Source organism: Luteimonas salinilitoris (assembly GCF_041300785.1).
GTDB classification, from domain to species: domain Bacteria; phylum Pseudomonadota; class Gammaproteobacteria; order Xanthomonadales; family Xanthomonadaceae; genus Luteimonas; species Luteimonas salinilitoris.
Genome location: NZ_JBFWIB010000001.1, coordinates 601,850 through 617,568 on the forward strand (window position 1 = coordinate 601,850; position 15,719 = coordinate 617,568).

12 protein-coding genes are annotated in these 15,719 nt (G+C 69.8%); 8 read left to right on the top strand and 4 right to left on the bottom strand.

The genetic code is table 11. The features are described from left to right. The first annotated feature begins 161 nt into the window (after window positions 1–161). A complete protein-coding gene (locus AB5T46_RS02545) occupies window positions 162–686 on the top strand; it encodes a transcriptional repressor (RefSeq protein WP_370562244.1) in 525 nt (174 codons plus the stop codon). Between the two features lie 54 nt (window positions 687–740). Here the strand turns inward: AB5T46_RS02545 and AB5T46_RS02550 are convergent, their stop codons facing one another. Further along, the gene (locus AB5T46_RS02550; RefSeq protein ID WP_370562245.1) at window positions 741–2,951 is read right to left on the bottom strand and encodes a TonB-dependent receptor; all 2,211 of its coding nucleotides are present in this window, start codon (window positions 2,949–2,951) and stop codon (window positions 741–743) included. Window positions 2,952–3,043: 92 nt separating this feature from the next. On the opposite strand from AB5T46_RS02550, the gene AB5T46_RS02555 reads away from it, so the two are divergent. Both AB5T46_RS02555 and AB5T46_RS02560 read left to right on the top strand, forming a co-directional pair. After that, the gene (locus AB5T46_RS02555) at window positions 3,044–3,439 is read left to right on the top strand and encodes a MerC domain-containing protein (protein WP_370562246.1); all 396 of its coding nucleotides are present in this window, start codon (window positions 3,044–3,046) and stop codon (window positions 3,437–3,439) included. Window positions 3,440–3,517: 78 nt separating this feature from the next. Next, window positions 3,518–3,700, top strand: a complete 183-nt coding sequence (locus tag AB5T46_RS02560; protein ID WP_370562247.1) for a 30S ribosomal protein THX — start codon at window positions 3,518–3,520, stop codon at window positions 3,698–3,700. 220 nt (window positions 3,701–3,920) lie between these two features. Here AB5T46_RS02560 and AB5T46_RS02565 read toward each other — a convergent pair whose 3' ends face one another. Together AB5T46_RS02565 and hutI are read right to left on the bottom strand one after the other, a co-directional pair. Beyond that, complete coding sequence (locus tag AB5T46_RS02565) at window positions 3,921–5,123, bottom strand: dipeptidase (RefSeq protein ID WP_370562248.1); 1,203 nt, start codon at window positions 5,121–5,123, stop codon at window positions 3,921–3,923. Between the two features lie 181 nt (window positions 5,124–5,304). Next, entirely contained in the window at window positions 5,305–6,537 is a 1,233-nt protein-coding gene (gene hutI / locus AB5T46_RS02570) for an imidazolonepropionase (protein ID WP_370562249.1), read from the bottom strand. Window positions 6,538–6,602: 65 nt separating this feature from the next. On the opposite strand from hutI, the gene AB5T46_RS02575 reads away from it, so the two are divergent. From AB5T46_RS02575 to AB5T46_RS02585, 3 genes are all read left to right on the top strand, one after another. After that, on the top strand, window positions 6,603–7,901 hold the full coding sequence (locus AB5T46_RS02575) for a formimidoylglutamate deiminase (protein ID WP_370562440.1): 1,299 nt from the start codon (window positions 6,603–6,605) through the stop codon (window positions 7,899–7,901). A gap of 154 nt (window positions 7,902–8,055) precedes the next feature. Then, window positions 8,056–10,734, top strand: a complete 2,679-nt coding sequence (locus AB5T46_RS02580; RefSeq protein ID WP_370562250.1) for a DUF2339 domain-containing protein — start codon at window positions 8,056–8,058, stop codon at window positions 10,732–10,734. Between the two features lie 122 nt (window positions 10,735–10,856). After that, window positions 10,857–12,029 (top strand): phosphoglycerate kinase, encoded by a 1,173-nt coding sequence (locus AB5T46_RS02585; protein ID WP_370562252.1) that lies wholly within the window; start codon window positions 10,857–10,859, stop codon window positions 12,027–12,029. Between the two features lie 9 nt (window positions 12,030–12,038). Here the strand turns inward: AB5T46_RS02585 and AB5T46_RS02590 are convergent, their stop codons facing one another. Next, the gene (locus tag AB5T46_RS02590) at window positions 12,039–12,713 is read right to left on the bottom strand and encodes a GNAT family N-acetyltransferase (protein ID WP_370562253.1); all 675 of its coding nucleotides are present in this window, start codon (window positions 12,711–12,713) and stop codon (window positions 12,039–12,041) included. A 155-nt stretch (window positions 12,714–12,868) separates the two neighbouring features. Here AB5T46_RS02590 and pyk point away from each other — a divergent pair, with 155 nt between their 5' ends. Next, on the top strand, window positions 12,869–14,335 hold the full coding sequence (gene pyk / locus AB5T46_RS02595) for a pyruvate kinase (RefSeq protein WP_370562255.1): 1,467 nt from the start codon (window positions 12,869–12,871) through the stop codon (window positions 14,333–14,335). A 232-nt stretch (window positions 14,336–14,567) separates the two neighbouring features. Then, entirely contained in the window at window positions 14,568–15,578 is a 1,011-nt protein-coding gene (locus AB5T46_RS02600) for a class I fructose-bisphosphate aldolase (protein WP_370562256.1), read from the top strand. The last annotated feature ends 141 nt before the right edge of the window (window positions 15,579–15,719 follow it).

Here is a 15,719-nt window from a genome sequence, read left to right on the forward strand (position 1 = left end):
GAGCAAGCTCGGCTCTATGGGGGCTCCGGAGCCGGCATAGCCGAGCAAGCTCGGCTCTACGGAGCTCCGGAGCCGGCATAGCCGAGCAAGCTCGGCTCTACGGTCCTTTCGGGCATGTCTGGCGACTTGAGTCGCGTGGGCGATGCCACCATCATCCAGACATGGTCACCGCCCACGCCTGCACCGATCCCAAGCACCACGTTCACGACGCCGCCGGTTTCGTGGCCGCGGTGGAAGCCGCGTGCCGCGACCGCGGCCTGCGGCTGACGCCGATCCGCGCGTACGTGCTCGGCCTCATCGCCGATGCCGGGCGGCCGCTCAAGGCCTACGACCTGCTCGACCAGGTGCGCGAGGGCGAGGGCCCGGGCGCCGCCGCGCCGCCGACGGTGTACCGGGCACTCGACTTCCTGCTCGGCCATGGCTTCATCCACAAGCTGGAGTCGGTGAACGCCTTCGTCGCCTGCCACCATCCCAACAGCCGCCAGCATTCGGTGCCGTTCCTGATCTGCGACAACTGCCAGAGCGCCACCGAGCTGGAGGACGAGCGGGTCGTCGAGCTGCTCGACGATCGCGCCCGCGCGCTGGGCTTCGTGCCGCAGGCGCAGACGCTCGAGGTGCACGGGCTGTGCGCCGAGTGCAGCCGGAGAAAAGCTAGGAACGAGGAACGAGGAACGAGGAACGAGTGAAGGGCACCCGCTCTCACTCGTTCCTCGTTTCTAGTTTCTAGTTTCTCGTCCTTGTCAGAAGAACAGCCGCACCCCTGCGGTCACGTTGCGCCCCGGCAGCGGCGCCAGATCCTTCAGGAACGAGGTGTGCGGGCGCGCCTCCTCGTCGAGCAGGTTGTTGCCGTCGACGAAGACCTCCCAGGCATTGCCGCCGGGCGTATCCAGGTGCCAGGCCAGGTTGGCGTGCACCAGGGTGTAGCCCGGCGTCTCCTCTTCGTGCTCGGCCACGTCGTCCTGGCGGGCGTAGCGCACCGCCCCCACGCCGGCACGCCAGTTGCCGTTGCCGGACCGCCAGCGCAGCTCGCCGCCCAGCCGCGCCGGCACGATGCGCGGCAGATTGCCGTCGAGCGCGATGTCGGCAGTGTAGTCGTGGGTGTGGTCGCCGTGCGGCACCGAGAACGCGACCTCCTGCGAGCCGTCGCCGGCCAGCTTGCCGCGGACCACGTCGCCGAACGTGCGCAGGCTCCATTCCCCGGACTCGTTCTCGGCGAACGTCCACTGCAGGTCGACCTCGGCGCCGTTGAAGCGGGCGTCGCTCTGGTTCCACACCCGCGCCGGCGTGCCGTCGTCCTCGATGCCGGTGTCGGCGAGATAGACGAAGTCGTCGTAGCGCACGTGGTACAGCGACGCGCCGAGCCGCAGCGGGCCGCGGTGCCAGTGCACGCCGATCTCGGCGCGGTTCGCGGTCTCGACGTCGAGGTCCGGGTTGCCGAACTCGAAGCTCTGCGTCGCCACGTGCAGGCCGTTGGAATACAGCTCCTCCGCGGTCGGCGAGCGCTGGGCACGGTCGAGGCCGAAGGACAGGTGGAAGTCCTCGCCGAAGTTCCAGCGCGCCGCGGCCGACAGGCTGGTGGCGCCGAAATCGCGTGACGGTCCGATCGCTTCGCCTTCGTCGACGTCGATACGGTTGCTGTCGTGACGCGCGCCGACTTCGAGGTCGAACGCGCCGAGCGTGCGCTCGCCGATCCAGAACAGGCCGATGTCGCGCGACTCCGAGGCCGGCACGAAGGCTTCCTCGCCGATCGCGCGGAAGTCCCGGCGCGAGCCCTGCACGCCGAAGGCGCCGCTCCAGCCGGCCCAGTCCTCGTGCACCAGTTCCACCCGCCCCTCGAGGCTGTCGTTGTCGAAGACGGTGCCGATCTCGTCGCCTTCGTACTCGGTGTGGGTGTAGTCGTTATGGGCGAATTTGACGCGCAGGCTGTCGAAAACGCCCAGATCGTCGAGGCCGCCGCGGATCTCGCTGCGGCGCTGGTCCATCACGATGTGCACGGGCGCCTCTTCCTCGTGGCCTTCTTCCTCTTCCTCCTCGTGATCTTCCTCGTGTTCCTCATGCCCGTGGGCATGGCCAGGCACGCCGTAGCGGGTGTTGAACAGGCTGTAGCCGACGCCGACGAAGCCGCGGTCGCCGACATACGACACGCCCAGGGCGCCGCTGTCGGTGCGCACGAAGCTGTTCGGCAGCACGCCGTGGACCTGCTCCTCCTCGTGCTCTTCCTCCTCGCCTTCCTGCTCCTCGTGGGCGTGTTCCTCGTGGGCATGCTCGCTTTCGGCGAAGCCGGGGATGTCATAGTCGCCGGTCTCGCGATGCAGCGCGTCGAAATGGAACACCACCCTGCCCGAGGCCGAGGTGCCGTCGAGACGCACCATGCCGGTCTTCTCGTCGTTGACGCTGCCCGCGCGCAGCTCCGCGCGGCCCTCCAGCGGCTGCGCGGTCGCTGCCTCCGGGATGCGGCCGTCGACCACGTTCACCGCGCCGCCGATCGCGCCGCTGCCGTAGAGCAGCGTGGACGGGCCTTTCAGCACTTCGATCTGGTTGGCGAGGAAGGGTTCGATGCTGACGGCATGGTCGACACTGACCGTCGATACGTCGCCGGAGGCCAGGCCGTCGCTGAGCACCTGCACGCGGGCGCCGTCGAGACCGCGGATGATCGGGCGGCCGACACCGGGACCGAAATAGGACGACTGCACGCCGGGCAGGCGCGCGACGGTCTCGCCGAGCGAGTTCGCCTTGGCCTCGTCCAGTCGTTCCCCCGCCAGCACTTCCACCGGACGCGTCAGGTCCTCGGCGGTCCGGGGCAGGGGCGTGGCCCGGACCACGATCGTCGACAGGTCCTTGACCTCGTCGTGGCGCGGGTCGTCCTGGGCCGCCCGGGCGGGCGGCGCCAGGCAGGCGAGCAGCGCGAGCGGGAGAAGGGCGGGGCGGAAACGGGCGGTCGTGTGGGGCATCGGCTTCTTCACGTCTGAAGGGGGAGGCGGTAAGCTGGAGTTACTGGATGATGTTATAATGTTTCACCTTGAACCGACATCCCCCGGAAGTCATGCGCGCATCAGGATCCGCTCTCCATCAGGCCGACCGAGTCGGCTTTGCCGCATCATTCGTGTGCGCCGTGCACTGCGCGCTGCTGCCGGTGGCGCTGGCGCTGCTGCCCGCGCTCGGCCTCAATTTCGGCGGCTGGATCGATTTCGACCAGGCGTTCGTGGTGTTCGCCACCTTGCTGGGACTGACCACGATGAGCCTGGGCTACCGCCGCCATCGCGCATTCAGGGCGTGGGCACTGCTGCTGCCGGGGCTGGTGCTGGTGTGGCTGGGCGCGTTCTCGTCCCTGCACGACCACACGCTCGGCCATGCCGCGATCATGGTCGCCGGCGGCCTGCTGTTGGCCGGGGCGCACCTGCTCAACCTGCGCCTGAGCCACGCCCGCAGCGGTCGTTGACGGCGGCTGCATGCTAGGATTTGCGGCCTCGCGCGCCGTTCGGCGCGCCGCAATCTTCTAGAGAATCAGGAGCATCCGATGGGCAAGGGCGATCGCAAGACCCTCAAGGGCAAGCGCTACAACTCCAGCTACGGCAAGTCCCGCGCGCACGCGGTGAAGAAGACCGCGACGGCGACCCAGGCGCCGGTGACCAGGAAGACCGTGGTCAAGGCGCCGGCGAAGAAGGCCGTCGCGAAGAAGACGGTGGTCAAGCCGGAGTAAGCGCTCGCTTGCGGCCAACGAAAAGCCCCGCCTCTGCGGGGCTTTTTTCGTTTGTCACAATTGGGCGCGGATAAAGCTCATCAGGCAGTGCCCTCGGCGAGTTTTCGACCCACCTGATCCGCGTTCATCCGCGTCAATCCGCGGCAAGAATGTTTTCACGTGACGATGGCAAGAAGGTATCCGCCCGAGGGACTGCCGAATCACCCGTCACGTATGCCGATCAGCGCGGCCCCGCGCCGGCCTCCACCTCAGTCCACACCCGCAGCAGGTTGCCGCCGAGGATCTTGCGGATGTCGGCGTCGGAATGGCCGCGTGCCTGCAGGCCGGCGACGAGGTTGGGATAGTCGGCGACGGTGCGCAGCGCGTCCGGCAGGTTGCCGCCGACCCCGTCGAAGTCCGAGCCGATGCCGACGTGGTCGACGCCGACCCGCGCCACCGCATGGTCGACCTGGTCGAGCACCGCGTCGATCTTCGTCGACGGCGTCGGATGGTCTGCTTCCCATTGCGCCTCGAACGCCTGCCGGTCTTCCGTCGGGCTGCCCGCCGCCTCCAGTTCCGCGTTGCGGCGGTCGAAGTCGTACGCCGCACGGAAGTACGCCTGGATGTTCTGCGCCGCCTCCGGGTTGACGAAGGCGGTGCCGAACGGGATCTGGATCACGCCGCCCTTCGCCGCGATCGCTTGCGCCAGTTCGTCGCTGAGGTTGCGCTCGAAGCCCGGGGTGAAGTGGCGCAGCGCCGAATGGCTGGCGATCACCGGCACCGTGCTGAGTTCGACCGCCTGGCGCACCGCAGCGTCCGACAGGTGCGAGACGTCGACCATGATGCCGAGCCGGTTCATTTCCGCGACCACTTCGCGACCGAACGGGCTGAGCCCGTTCCAGCGCTTCTGCAGTGTGTATGACGAGTCGGAGATGCGATTGTTGGCGCTGTGGGCGAGGGTGACGTAGCGTACGCCGCGATCGAAGAAGCGCTGCAGTTCGGCGAGGTCGTCGCCGATCGGCGCGCCGTTCTCCATGCCCAGCGCCAGCAGCACGCGGCCGCCTGCGCGCAGCCCGTCGACATCGCCGGGCGAGCGCAGGATCGCGAACCTGTCCGGGTGCCTGGCGGCAAGGGCCTCGACCGCATCGATCTGCATGTGCGCGGCCTGCCATGCCGTGCCGTCCTCGTCGCGCTTGGCCGAGGTGTAGATCGACATGAAGGCGACATCGAGGCCGCCGGCGCGGGCGCGCGGATAGTCGAATTCGCGGTCCGGCGCCTCGATGCCGAGGTCGGCCCATTTGTCCATCAGTATGCCGGGAGCGTCGATGTGGGTGTCGACGATGGTCGCGTCCTGCGCCAGCCGGCGCGCGGCTTCGGGCGGCTCCTGCGCGGATGCGGCGGTGGCGAGCATCAGTGTGCAGCAGAGCAGTGCGTGACGTTGCATGGTGTCTCCTGGCTGGAGCGGGCGGAAAGTGCGAAGGCGAAATCGGGCCGGCCGCACGCGATGGCGGCGCTGGCGGCCCTGCGGGCCGACGACGGCCGCGCCCGGAGGCGCGTTGCGGCGGGCGGGAGCGGGCGCCGGGCTCCGGTCGGGAGGGCGACGCCGGAACGCGGAAGCGGCGGGCTCATGCCACCCGGTTCCCGCCCGCGTAGACGGCGCTGGCCAGGCGTCCGCCGAGCCAGTAGCACAGCTCTGCCGGCCGCGCGATCGCCCAGTGCACGAAGTCGGCGCGCGTGCCCGGCCGCAGCACGCCGCGATCGTCGCGCCCCAGCGCGCGCGCGGCATTGACGGTCGTGCCGCGCAGCGCTTCCTCCGGCGTCAGCCGGAAGTGCGTGCACGCCAGCTGCATCGCCTGGCGCAGCGACAGCAGCGGCGAGGTGCCGGGATTGCAGTCGGTGGCGACCGCCATCGGCACGCGGTGCGCGCGAAAGGCGTCCAGCGGCGGCAGCCGCGTTTCGCGCAGCACGTGGAAGGCGCCCGGCAGCAGTACCGCCACCGTGCCGGCCTCGGCCATGGCGCGCACGCCGGCATCGGAGGTGTATTCGACATGGTCGGCGGACAGGCCGCCGAACTCCGCCACCAAGGCTGCACCCGCGCCGTCGCTGAGTTGGTCGGCATGCAGCTTGACCGGCAGGCCGAGTGTGCGCGCGGCCTCGAACACGCGCCGCGTCTGCGCGATGTCGAAGCCGATGCGCTCGGCGAAGGCATCGACCGCGTCGACCAGGCCCTCGGCGTGCAACCGCGGCAGCCATTCGATCACGGCGTCGATGTAGGCGTCGGCGCGGCCGGCGTACTCCGGCGGCAGCGCATGCGCGGCGAGATAGGTGGTGAAGACGCCGATGCCGAGTTCGTCGCCGATGCGCCGCGCCACGCGCAGCATCTTGCGTTCGCCGTCGAAGTCCAGGCCATAGCCGGACTTGATCTCCAGCGTGGTGACGCCGTCGGCGACCAGCGCGCGCGCCCGCGGCAGCGACTGCGCCAGCAGCGCCTCCTCGTCGGCTTCGCGCACGGCGCGGACGCTGGAGAGAATACCGCCGCCGTTGCGGGCGATCTCCTCGTAATCGGCACCTTGCAGGCGCTGCTCGAACTCGGCCGCGCGGTCGCCCGCGAATACGAGATGGGTATGGCAGTCGACCAGCCCGGGCGTGATCCAGCCGCCGCCGGCATCGACCACCGCGCCCGACAGGGCATTCGGGTCCGCCGGCAGTGCGGAGCGCGGTCCGGCGTGGACGATCGTGCCGTCGCGCCAGCCGAGTGCCGCGTCGCCGATCTCGCCGTAGCCGCCGTGGCCGTCGAGGGTCGCCAGCGATACGCCGACGATCAGTCCGTCCCAGGGGGCCTGCCGCGGATCGTTCATGCGGCCGATTGTACGGGAGCGCCCGCGCTCGCCGGACGCGGCATGGCGGGCGTCCGCCATCGGGGATCGCCTCGGGCCGGCCATCGCGCCACAATGCCGCCATGAACGATCCCATCACGCGCGTCCCCGGCGGCTGGCGCCTGCCCGGCATTCCCAACCTGCATTCGCATGCGTTCCAGCGCGCAATAGCCGGACTGGCCGAGCGCCGCGCCGCCCCGTCCCGCGATGGCAGCGGCGCCCGCAACGGCCACGACAGCTTCTGGACCTGGCGCGAAACGATGTACCGCTTCGCCGCCCGGATGACGCCCGATACCATGCGTGCGGTCGCGGCGCAGCTGTACGTGGAGATGCTCGAGGCCGGCTACACCAGCGTCTGCGAATTCCACTATCTGCACCACCAACCGGACGGCCGCCCTTACGCGCCCGCGGATGCGATGTCGGCGGCGCTGGTGGAAGCTGCGCACGAGACAGGCATCCGCCTAACCCTGCTGCCGGTGCTGTACATGACCGGCGGCTTCGACGGCCGGCCGCTATCGGAACGGCAGCGGCGTTTCGGTCACGAGGTGGACGCGTTCCTGCGGCTGGTGGAGATGCTGCGCGCGCGCGAGGCCGCCGGCCTGCGCGTCGGTGTCGCCTTCCACAGCCTGCGTGCGGTGCCCGAGGCGGCGATGCATGTCGTGCTGGCCGCGCTGCCCGCGGACGCACCGGTGCACATCCACATCGCCGAACAGGTGGGCGAGGTGCAGGACTGCCTGGCGGTGCGCGATGCGCGCCCGGTCGAATGGCTGTACGACCATGTCGCTGTCGACGCGCGCTGGATCCTGGTGCACGCCACCCACATGACGCCGGCCGAGACCGCGCGCATCGCCGCCAGCGGCGCCACGGTCGCACTGTGTCCGACCACCGAGGCCAACCTCGGCGACGGCCTGTTCCCGCTGCGCGCCTACCTCGACGCGGGCGGGCGCTGGGGCATCGGTTCGGATTCGCACATCTCGATCTCGCCGGTCGAGGAACTGCGTTGGCTCGAGTACGGGCAGCGGCTGGCCACGGGTCATCGCAACATCGCCGTGGCGGCCGGGTCGCACAACGTCGGGACCACGCTGCTGCGTGGCGCATTGGCCGGCGGCGCGCACGCGACCGGGTTCGCGTCAGTGGACGACACGGTAGTGCTCGATGCCGATGCGCCGATCCTCGCCGGTGCCACAGCCGACGACGTGGCCGATCGCTGGATCTTCAGCGGCAACCGCCCGCTGGTGCGCGAAGTGCACGTGGGTGGACGCAAGCGCGTCGATGACGGACGTCACGTCGACCGTGATGCCATCGCGGCGCGTTACCGCGACGCGGTGCGTACGCTCATGGCCTGAAACGCACGCGTCGCTTCACACCGTGGATGGCGGCTTCGTCGCCCGCCTGCCCGGTTTCGTCGCGCTACCCGAAACCCCGCCCCGGTGGGGCTTGATCTTTTCCGGTCGGGCGCGGGTATGGTGACGAGATGCCGATGGGGGAGATGGCCGGATCATGGAAGCGCTGATCGTGATGCTTGCGCTGGCGCTGCTGGCTGTGCCGGTGCTGCTGGTGGTGTCGCTGACGTCGATCGGTGCGTTGAAGCGCCGCATGAGCGACTTGGAGGACGAAGTGGCGCGCATGCAGGCGGTCCGGCCCGAACGGCCGGAGGCAATGCGTCCTGCGGGACGCTCGGACCGAGCTTCGTCGGCGCCGGAATCCGTCTCCGGCGAAGGCGCTTCGGCCCAGGACGGGGCTGAAGCCTCTCCTGCAAGGGCGATTGCGCCCAGCGCCGCACCCATGCCGCCGTTGCCGGAATCGCCCCGCGTCCAGGCGCCGCCGCACGTGCCGAACCGCTTCGCCTCCGCCGTCCGCGCGCTGGTGCGCTGGTTCACCGTCGGCAACGTGATCGCCAAGGTCGGCATGCTGGTGCTGCTGGCCGGCGTCGCGGCGCTGCTCAAGTACGCCAGCGACCAGGGATGGCTGACGTTGCCGATCGGCTGGCGCCTGGCCGGCGTCGCGTTGGCCGCGTTGGCGGGGCTGGCCTTCGGCTGGCGGCAGCGCACGCACCGTCGCGTGTTCGCGCTGACGCTGCAGGGCGGTGCGATCGGCGTGCTGCTGCTGACCGTGTTCGCGGCGTTCCGGCTGTACGGGCTGATGCCGGCGGTGCCCGCCTTCGCGCTGAGCGTGGCGCTGGTCGCGGCGCTGGGCGTGCTGGCGACGCTGCAGAATGCCGGGACGCTGGCGATCTTCGGTACCTTGGCCGGGTTCCTCGCGCCGATCTGGCTATCGACCGGCGACGGCAGCCACGTGGCGCTGTTCTCCTACTATGCGCTGCTCAATGTCGGCGTGCTGGCGATGGCCTGGCTGCGCGCGTGGCGCATGCTCAACCTGCTCGGTTTCGTTTTTACCTGGGGCATTGGAGTGCTCTGGGGCGTGCTGCAATACGATCCGGACAAGTTCGCCTCGACGCAGCCGTTCCTGCTGCTGTTCTTCGCCTTCTATCTGGCGCTGCCCGTCCTGTATCTGCGACGCCAGCCCGGACACCGCTACGACCGGATCGACGGCAGCCTGGTCTTCGGCACGCCGCTGATCGCGTTTTCGCTGCAGGCGGCCCTGCTCGACGGCGCGCGGGCACCGCTGGCCCTGTGCGCGCTGGCACTGGCGCTGCTGTACGCCCTGCTCGCATGGCGGCTGCTGCCCGCGATGCGCTATCGCATGCTGGGAACGGCGCACGCCATCCTGGCGGTCGGATTCGCGACCCTGGCCATCCCCCTGGCGTTTTCCGCCCATGCCACGGTCTGCCTGTTCGCGCTCGAAGGCGCCGCCCTGATCTGGTTGGGGCTGCGCCAGTGCCGCTGGCTGCCGCAGATCGCGGGAGTGGGGCTGCAGCTGGTGGCGGGCGTCTACCTCTGGGTCGGACGGATGCTGGACGGGCTGTTCGGCTCCCTGGCCGAGCACACGATCTGCGCCTGGTTGCCCGGGACGTGTACCGGCGACGAACTGATGTTCGTCAATGCGGATTACCTGAGTGCATTGCTGGTCGCGGTTTCCGGCTTCGCCAGTGCGTGGCTGTATCGCCGCTCCGGCCGAGGCGCGGCGGCGGGCGTCGCCTATCTATGGGGACTGCTGTGGTGGTGCGGAAGCGCGCTCGCCGAGATCGATCGCTTCGTCGCCGCTGCCTGGCAGCCGCCTGCCTGGCTGGCATTGCTGGCCGTGTCCGCCTGGTTGGCGGCGGAAGCCGACAGGCGTCTGGCCGCGCGCGGACTGATGTTGACCGTCATCGCCGGTTTCGCCGGCGCGCTGCTGCAGGCGTTCGGACCCCGGCCGGAATTGTTCGGCGACGGCGCCTGGGCATGGGCGCTGTTCGCGCTGCTGGGAGTGCGAAGCCTGTGGTGCCTGCGCGCAGGCGGGCGGCAGCTCGCCGCCTGGGCGCAACTGCTGTGGTGGGTGGTCTGGCCGGTGCTGTTGACCGATCCGGGCCTGGCCCGGCAGGCGGGACTGGCGGATGGCTGGGTGCGGGAGGCGACCGTGCTGCCCTGGCTGGCGATGGCCGCGATCTCCCTGTTCCGTTGGCCGTGGCTGCGATGGCCGCTGGGCGCGGGTTTCGACGCCTGCCGCACGCCGCTGCAGGGAGTGGTCTTTGCGGCCCTGGCGCTGGCGTGGCTGGACGCGCTGTTCCAGCCCGGCGTCAGTGCGCCATTGCCGTGGGTGCCGTTGCTCAATCCGCTGGAAGCGGTGCAGTTGGCGACGCTGGTCCTGGCGGCGCTATGGCTGCGGACGCCGCACGCTCCCGCGCTGCTGACGCGCGGGGCGCGGATGCTGCCGGCCCTGGCGCTGCTCGCGCTGCTGAGCTTCGCAATGCTGCGGACGGTCCACCACTGGACCGATACGGCATGGTCGCTGAAGGCGCTGTGGCCCGACCAGATCGCGCAGGCCTGCCTGACGGTGCTGTGGAGCGTGCTGGGCATGGCGGCGTGGATCGCCGGTTCCAGGCGCGGCGATCGCGGCCTGTGGCTGGCCGGCGCGGTGCTGATGGGTGTGGTGCTGGCCAAGCTGGTGCTGGTGGACCGCCAGCACCTCGGCAACCTCGCCGGGATCCTGTCGTTCATCGCCTACGGCGTGCTGTGCATGGCGGTGGGCTATTTCGCGCCCGCGCCGCCGAAAGCGCGGGAGGATGTGCCAGCGCGATGACGTCCGTCCGGCAGCCGGCGATGCGGCAGGTGGCCTCGGGCGCCCGGAGAAAACGTCCCGCGTTTGCCCGCGGAACGACGGCCGCCGAGAATACGCCCTCGTCCTGTCCGTCCGGAGCCCGCATGACCATCGTCCGCATGACCGATCTCGACCTCGCCGGCAAGCGCGTGCTGATAAGGCAAGACCTCAACGTGCCGATCGAAGACGGCAGGATCACCTCGGAACAGCGCATCGTCGCATCGTTGCCGACGTTGAAGCGCGCGCTGGAGCAGGGGGCCGCGGTGATGGTGATGTCCCACCTCGGGCGGCCGAAGGAGGGTGAGTGGAGCGCGGAGAACTCGCTGCAGCCGGTGGCTGAACGGCTCACCGCGCTGCTGCGGAAGAACGTGCCGCTGGTGCGCGACTGGGTCGATGGCGTCGAGGCGAAGCCGGGCGACATCGTTCTGCTCGAGAACTGCCGCATGAACGTCGGCGAGAAGGCCGACGCCGAGGCGCTGGCGAAGAAGTACGCCGCGCTGTGCGACGTGTTCGTGATGGACGCGTTCGGCACCGCGCACCGTGCCCAGGCATCGACCCACGGCGTGATCCGCTTCGCCGCGCAGGCCGCGGGCGGGCCGCTGCTGATGGCCGAACTCGATGCCCTGGCCAAGGCGCTGGGCGAACCGGCGCGACCGCTGCTGGCGATCGTCGCCGGCAGCAAGGTCTCGACCAAGCTGGAGCTGTTGGGCAACCTGGTCGGCAAGGTCGACCAGTTGATCGTCGGCGGCGGCATCGCCAACACCTTCCTCGCCGCCGAGGGCAAGGCGGTCGGCAAGTCGCTGCACGAGGCCGACCTGCTGGAGACGGCCCGCAAGATCCTGGCCGACGCCAAGTCCCGCGGCGCCGAGATCCCGATGCCGGACGACGTGGTGGTGGCCAAGCAGTTCCATCCCGACGCGGAGGCGAGCGTGAAGGCGGTGGACGAGGTCGCCGACGACGACCTGATCCTCGACATCGGTCCGCGCACCGCCGACCGCTACGCCCGCATGGTCGCGCAGGCCGGCACCGTGGTCTGGAACGGCCCCGTCGGCGTGTTCGAGTTCGACGCCTTCGGCCACGGCACCGAAACCCTGGCGCGGGCGATCGCCGCGTCCAGGGCGTTCTCGATCGCCGGCGGCGGCGACACCCTCGCCGCGGTCGAGAAATACGGCATCGCCGAGGACATCGGCTACATCTCCACCGGCGGCGGCGCCTTCCTGGAGTTCCTGGAGGGCAAGGCCCTGCCGGCGGTGGCGGCGCTGGAGGCGCGTGCATGAACGCCCCGGTCACGCCCGCTGCGCGTGTCTGTCCCAGTCCTCCTGCAGCAGGCCGTAGAACGCCGTATCGGTGATCTCGCCGGCCACCAGCCAGCGCTGGCGCAGCAGGCCTTCGCGCACGAAGCCCATGCGTTCCACCAACCTGCACGAGCCTTGGTTGCGCGGATCGATATCCGCCTCGATGCGGCGCAGCCGCAGCACGCCGAAGGCGTAGTCGAGGGCCAGCCGCATGGCCTCCTGCGCGTGGCCCCGTCCCCAGTGGGCGGACTGGAGGGCGTAGCCGATTTCGGCGCGGCGCTGCGAGCTGTCGATCGAGAACAGCGTCAATCCGCCGATCAAGGCGTCGTCGGCGCCGGCCACGGCCCAGGCATGAATGCCGTTGGCGCCCGGAGGCAGCAACGCGGTAGAAAACCGGTCGCGCGCCTGCGCAATGTCCGTCCAGGCGGGGAAGCTCCAGTAGCGCATCACCTTGGGATCGGAATACAGCGCAAAGAACGCGGACAGGTCGTCCTCGCGATGCGGGCGCAGATGGATCCGCTGGCCCTGCAGCGTCGGCAAGGGAGATCGTTCTTCGATCATGTCCGTTCCGTCCTGCGATGCGTTTACAGCAGCAGCAACCCCAATCCGATGGATCAGGCAGAAGCCCATGATGTCCTTCGCCTTCAGCCCGGCGATGGCGAGCATCTGCCTGCGGGTCGGGGTCCCGGCACGGACCGTAGCCGATTTTCGCGCGGATGACCTGTGGACATTGTTGCGGATGCATGACGACCGCCATTGCGGCGCCGTCGGTCGGAGGCTGCTTTATGCTAGTTTTCCCAGCTTGCCGAAGGGGACCTGACGTGACCGAATACCAGCGCCGCACCCGCATTCTCGCCACCCTGGGGCCAGCCACCGACCCCCCCGGCGTCCTCGATGCGCTGCTGCGCGCGGGGGTGGACGCGGTGCGCCTGAACTTCTCGCACGGCGATCCGGCCTCGCAGAAGGCGCGGGCGCAGGCGGTGCGCGAGGCGGCGCGGCGGGTCGGGGTGGAGGTCGGGATCCTTGCCGACCTGCCGGGCCCGAAGATCCGCATCGAGCGGTTCGCCGAAGGCAAGGTGCAGCTGCGCACCGGCGAGCGCTTCGATCTGGTCGCGCGCGCGGACGCGCCGCCCGGGAACGAACGCGAGGTCGGGGTCAGCTATCTCGGCCTGCCGAAGGACGTGCGCGCCGGCGATGTGCTGCTGCTCGACGACGGCGTGGTGCAGCTCAAGGTCGAATCGATCGAAGGCGAGCGCATCGTCACCAGCGTGCTCAACGACAGCACGCTGTCGGACCGCAAGGGCCTGAACCGGCTCGGCGGCGGCCTGTCGCTGGGGGCGCTGACCGATCACGACCGCGGCCTGATCGCCGTGGCCGCCGAGATGGACGTGGATTTCATCGCCGTCTCGTTCTGCCGCAACGCCGCCGACATGAACGAGGCGCGGCAATTGGCCCGCGCCGCCGGCTCCGATGCCGCCCTGGTGTCGAAGATCGAGCGCGCCGAGGCGATCGAGAATCTCGAGGAGATCGTCGACGCCAGCGACGTGGTCATGGTCGCGCGCGGCGACCTCGGCGTGGAGATCGGCGACGCCGAGCTGCCCGGCCTGCAGAAGAAGATCATCCGCGAGGCGGTGGCGCAGAACAAGGTGGTGATCACCGCCACGCAGATGCTGCAGTCGATGGTCGACAGCCCGATCCCCACCCGTGCGGAAGTGCTGGACGTCGCCAACGCCGTCATCGACGGCACCGATGTGGTGATGCTTTCGGCCGAATCGGCCGCGGGCAATTATCCCGTGCGCGCGATCGAGGCGATGGCGCGCATCTGCGTCGGCGCCGAGAAGCAGTTCGAGGCCGACACCGATTTCGAGGCGGCGCCACGCGACCTCGAGCGTGCCGACCAGGCGATCGCGATGGCGGCAATGTTCCTCGCCGAGCACATCGGCGTGCGTGCGATCGTGGCGATGACCGAATCCGGCGGAACCGCGCGCTACCTGTCGCGCTTCCGTGCCAGCGCGCCGATCTATGCGTTCTCCCGCCACGCCGGCGCGCGCCGGCGCATGGCGCTGATGCGCGGCGTGTTCCCGATCGACTACGACAGCCGCGGCCAGACCCCGCGCGAAGCCGCGCGCGGCAGCGTCGGCACGCTGGTCCAGTCCGGGCTGCTGTCCTCCGGCGAGCGCGTGGTCTTCACCAGCGGCGAGCACATGGAGACCCATGGCGCCACCAACACGCTGCGGCTGCTGGAGGTCGGCAGCGACGGCCGCGCCGAGGGGCTGGGCGAGCTCTAGCCAGGCGGACGGCCCGCCCCCGGCGGGGGAAGGGATGCGCCAACGCGCAAAATTGCGTTGCGCAGGCGTGTGACGCCCTGGATCAGGCAGCCCATCATCCGGCCGCGGCGGTTCGCTCCCGCGGACGCCGATGGCGCCGATTTTTGCGTGTTTTTCCCGCCACGATGACGGCGGCCGAACGAGCCGCCGGGCTATACTCGGCGTCTCCCGCAGCCAGGCAGACCGACACGACATGAGCATCGAACAGCTTGCAGAAACCGCCCAGGCCATGGTTGCCGCGGGCAAGGGCATCATCGCCATCGACGAGTCCACCGGCACGATCGCCAAGCGTTTCGACGGCGTCGGCATCCCGAACAACGAGGAGAACCGCCGCGCCTACCGCGAGCTGCTGCTGACCACGCCGAACCTGGGCGAATACATCAGCGGCGCGATCCTCTACGACGAGACCATCCGCCAGTCGACCCGCGACGGCGTGCCCTTCACCAAGGTCATGGCCGACAACGGCATCATCCCCGGCATCAAGGTCGACAAGAGCACGCATCCGCTGGCCGGTTTTCCGGGCGAGGTGGTCACCGAGGGCCTGGACGGGCTGCGCGACCGGCTCAAGGAGTACTACAAGCTCGGCGCGCGCTTCGCCAAATGGCGTGCGGTGATCAACATCGGCGACGACATCCCCTCCGGCACCTGCATCGAGGCCAACAGCCACGCGCTGGCGCGCTATGCCGCGCTGTGCCAGGAGAACGGCCTGGTGCCGATGGTCGAGCCGGAGGTGCTGATGGACGGCAGCCACGACATCGAGACCTGCTATGAGGTCACCGAGGTCACCTTGCGCTCGCTGTTCGATGCGCTCTACAACCACAACGTGATGCTCGAGGGCACGATCCTGAAGGCCTCGATGGTGCTGCCGGGCAAGTCCAGCGGCGAGCAGGTCGCCGTGGAGGAAGTTGCGGCTTCGACGCTGATGTGCCTGAAGTCGGCGGTGCCGGCGATCCTGCCGGGCATCGTGTTCCTGTCCGGCGGCCAGTCCGACGAGGACGCCACCGCGCACCTGGACGCGATGAACCGCATGGGTCCGCACCCGTGGCCGCTGTCGTTCTCCTACGGGCGCGCGATGCAGCAGGCGGCGCTGAAGCTGTGGTCCGAGGACCTGGTCAACAACGTCGCCAGGGCGCAGGAGACCGTCTACGCCCGTGCCAGGGACAACGGCCTGGCCGCGCTGGGCGAGTGGTCGAAGGCCGCATAGGCCCGGCGACCATCGCGGATCGGAACGGGACGCCGGCCTCGCGCCGGCGTCCTGCATTTGTGCGCACGGAAATCGCGGCTCGCGCGATCGCTGCACTCGTTTCCGGGCCCGATTGCGAAAATCACCCCGTCGGCCGGGCCG